The organism is Thermodesulfobacteriota bacterium (assembly GCA_040756475.1).
Taxonomy (GTDB): Bacteria; Desulfobacterota; Deferrisomatia; order Deferrisomatales; family JACRMM01; genus JBFLZB01.
The window spans coordinates 1-3,168 of the sequence record JBFLZB010000313.1; the positions used below are offsets into that span (position 1 = coordinate 1).

The 3,168-nt window shown below is 73.1% G+C and carries 3 protein-coding genes; all 3 read right to left on the reverse strand.

The genetic code is table 11. The features are described from left to right. Positions 1 to 74: 74 nt before the first annotated feature. The 3 genes from AB1578_23030 to AB1578_23040 are packed head-to-tail and all read right to left on the reverse strand — an operon-like array spanning position 75 to position 2,792. The gene (locus AB1578_23030; GenBank protein ID MEW6490773.1) at positions 75 to 1,043 is read right to left on the reverse strand and encodes a LeuA family protein; all 969 of its coding nucleotides are present in this window, start codon (positions 1,041 to 1,043) and stop codon (positions 75 to 77) included. Beyond that, positions 1,040 to 2,263: a pyridoxal-phosphate dependent enzyme gene (locus AB1578_23035; GenBank protein ID MEW6490774.1), complete on the reverse strand. Its 1,224-nt coding sequence runs from the start codon at positions 2,261 to 2,263 to the stop codon at positions 1,040 to 1,042. The genes AB1578_23030 and AB1578_23035 overlap by 4 nt, the downstream gene beginning before the upstream one ends. Next, positions 2,241 to 2,792 (reverse strand): nitroreductase family protein, encoded by a 552-nt coding sequence (locus tag AB1578_23040; protein MEW6490775.1) that lies wholly within the window; start codon positions 2,790 to 2,792, stop codon positions 2,241 to 2,243. Before AB1578_23040 ends, AB1578_23035 begins: the two co-directional genes overlap by 23 nt. Between the last annotated feature and the right edge of the window lie 376 nt (positions 2,793 to 3,168).

The following is a 3,168-nucleotide window of genomic DNA, read 5'->3' on the forward strand; positions in this document are numbered from 1 at the left end:
ATTGAAGAGTACGACGTCCATGGGGGGTTTCCTCCTGCGGGCGATCCGACGCCCATGCGGCGCGGGGGGGCGCCTCAGTCCCGCGCCACGCTGCGCCGCGCCCCCACGAGCCCGGGGTCGAAGGCCTCGAAGAGGTCGGGAACGTCGAGATGGCTCGGGGACTTGTGTACGAAGGCAAACGCCCCCACCACGGGGGCGAGGCCGGGCACCGGGAGCCCGGCCATGGCCGCTACGGCCCCGCACAGGGCCGGCAGGCGCGAGAGCTCGACTCCGTGGGCGACACCTCGGGCGTGGAGCGCCAGGGCCACCTGCTCCAGGCTCGCGTTGCCCGCCCGGTCCCCCAGGCCGTTGACCGTCACCTCCAGGCACTGCGCCCCGGCCAGCGCAGCGGCGAGGGAGTTGGCGGTGGCCAGTCCCAGGTCGTTGTGGCCGTGGAAGCAGACCTCCAGGGGGACGTGCTCCACGACCGCCCGCACCGTGTCGTACACCTGGAAGGGGTCGGCGCTCCCGTTGGTGTCGTAGACGACGACCCGGCGGGCGCCGCCCCGGGCGCCGGCCTCGCAGGCCTCCAGGAGGAACCCCAGACCGGCCTGGGTGGCGTGGGGAAATCCCACCCCCACCTGGTCACAGCAGCTGCGAGCCCAGGCGAGGGCTTCCGCGATCTTGCGCAGCTTCTCCTCCCGCCCGGGGGGCCGCCGTCGCTCCGAGAGGGGAACGAGCAGGTTCAGGCGGTCCAGATGGGCCGCCGCGGCCTCGATCTGCGCCCGGGCGTCCTCGCCCCCCGCGTACACCAGCCCCGAGGTCTCGATGGGGAGCCCCTCCCGCCGGACCGCGGCGCAAAACGCAAGGTCCCGCCGGAAGTGGCCGGGGGCCACGATCTCCGCCTCCGGCACCCCCGCCCCGGCCAGGAGCCGCAGCACCGTGAGCTTGTCCGCCTCGGAGAAAGCCACGCCGGGCGTGTCGGCACCCTCCCGCAGGGTGCTGTCCTTGAGCCGCACGGGTCCGGCGGCGCAGCCCCGGCGCCCCGGAGAAGAGCCGCTCACGGCGCCCCCCCCCGCTCCGCGGCGTACCGGACCACGTCTTCTTCCGAGGCCACCGTGCACTCGGGCCGGGCGCGGCCGTCGGCGTCGCTCGCCCCGCTCGTGAGGCAGCACAGGACGCGGCTGCCGGCCGGGATCCGCCCCCCGTCGATGGCCTTGAGGGCACCGACCAGGGCGAGGAGGCCCGTCTTCTCCAACACCTCACCGCCGGAAACGGCGATCGGCACGCCGTGCTCCCCCAGGAGCTCCAGGAGCGTCTTTCCGCCAAAGGCCCGATCCAGACGTGCCTCGAAGTCCCTGCGGTCCACCAGGCCCAGATCGCCCCCGGTCCGGCGCAGCAGCTCGTCCAGGTGTCCGTAAGTCTCGTAGGTCTGGGGAGCGGCGTCGTACATGACCCGGGAGAGGAGCCCCGAGGTGCTCTCCAGCGGGGCCGGCCCCTGCGGGACACCCGGCGCCCCCTGCCCCTTCCAGGCCCGGTACATGGGGCAATTGGCGTCCTGCTGGATGCCGAGGAAGCGGGGCACCGGAGCGAGCTCGGACCCGAAGTGCTCCAGCACGCGAAACACCCCGATGGGCCCGAACGCGGCGCTCACCGTCTGCACCACCCAGTCGAAGCGCTCCCCCTCGAAGGCGCGCTCGGCCAGGAAGCAGCCCCGCAGCACCGACGCCGCGTGCCGCCACGCCCGGTCCGGGACGTGCCGAAACCCGGTCCGGCGGGCGAAGGCGTAGGCTGCCTCCTTCACGAATCCCGGCTTCTCCACGGCCACCAGGTGGGAGCCGGGGGAGGAAAAGCGCCGGCTGTTCAGGAGCGGCACGTTCTCGGCGGGGCAGAAGAAGTAGGTCTCGATGCCGGCCCTCTCCCCGTAGGCCGCGAGCGCGCTCCCCGTGTTCCCCCCCGACTCGAAGACCACGGGCCCGCCGCCGTCCAGGACGCAAAAGGCGGTCGTGACGCAGCCGTCGATGGACTTCAGGGTGCGGGTGTGCATCCGCGACGTCTCGTCCAGCACGTGGAGCGCGACGCCGCGGTGGTGCAGGAGAGGAAGGAGGCGCGCCCCCTCCCGGATGGACGTGCGCCCCAGGAGCTCCCGGAGGCGGGCGTCCCGGTCGGGGTCCTCCAGGAACCGCACGGCGCGCCGGTACCGGAGCACCACGCTCTGGTCCGCGGCCCACCCCTGGTCTATCCTGGCCCGGAACGCGTCCCTACTTGCGGCCAAAACGTTCATGAAACAGCACCTCGTCCAGCGCGCGGACGGCTCTCTCCGGCGGCACCTCCGCGGGGTACCCCAGGGGGACGATCGTCACCGGGTCCACCCCCTCGGGGATGCCCAGGAGCTCCCGGATCTCCTGCGCCACCGCCGGCGTGTCGGCCTTGTAGGCCGAGAGGTACACGCTGCCCAGCCCCTGGTCGGCCGCCGCCAGCAGGACGTGGGCCGTCGCCAGCACGGCGGTCTCCACCCCCCGGTCGTGGGCGCGCGCCCGCTCCACGCAGACGACGAGGACGACCGGCGCCTGCGCGAGGAAGTCCGCCGAGTACATCCGTTTCTCCGGCGGACAGTGCCGGTTCTTGAGCTCGGCCAGGGCCCGCTTGATCCCGGGCTCGCGCACCGCCACGAAGAACCAGGGCTGCCCCCCGAGGGACGACGGGGCAAGCAGCGCCGCGGCACACACCTCTCGCAGCACGGCTTCGGGCACCTCCCGGGGCGCGAACGTGCGGATGGAGCGCCGCTGCCGGACGACCGTGGGAAAATCCATGAGAGCTCCCCTCCCCACCCGGATCCCTCGCCGAGCCGCCGTCTCCCCCGCTCCGGCCCGGCCGCCGCCGCGCGGCAGCGTAACGGATTTGGCCGCACAAGGGAACCGGCTGGAGAGGCCAAGCTCAGGAGAGGAGAGACCAGGTGACCCGGAAGAACGGGTGAAGCCCGGAAGAGATAGCTGCGCCAGCGGCTTCCCCTGCGCCGTTCCCTCGAGGAGCTGTTGCAGCGGGTGGCAGAGCAGGTCGGCTTGGAGCCGGGGAGGATCCTGAGGCGCAGCACCACCCGCTTGCCACCCAGGCGGTGGATCCAGGGCTCGTTTGCTCCTTGACGGCTGCCCCCCGAACCCTCTATGAACGGACCGCCCCGCGGTCCGC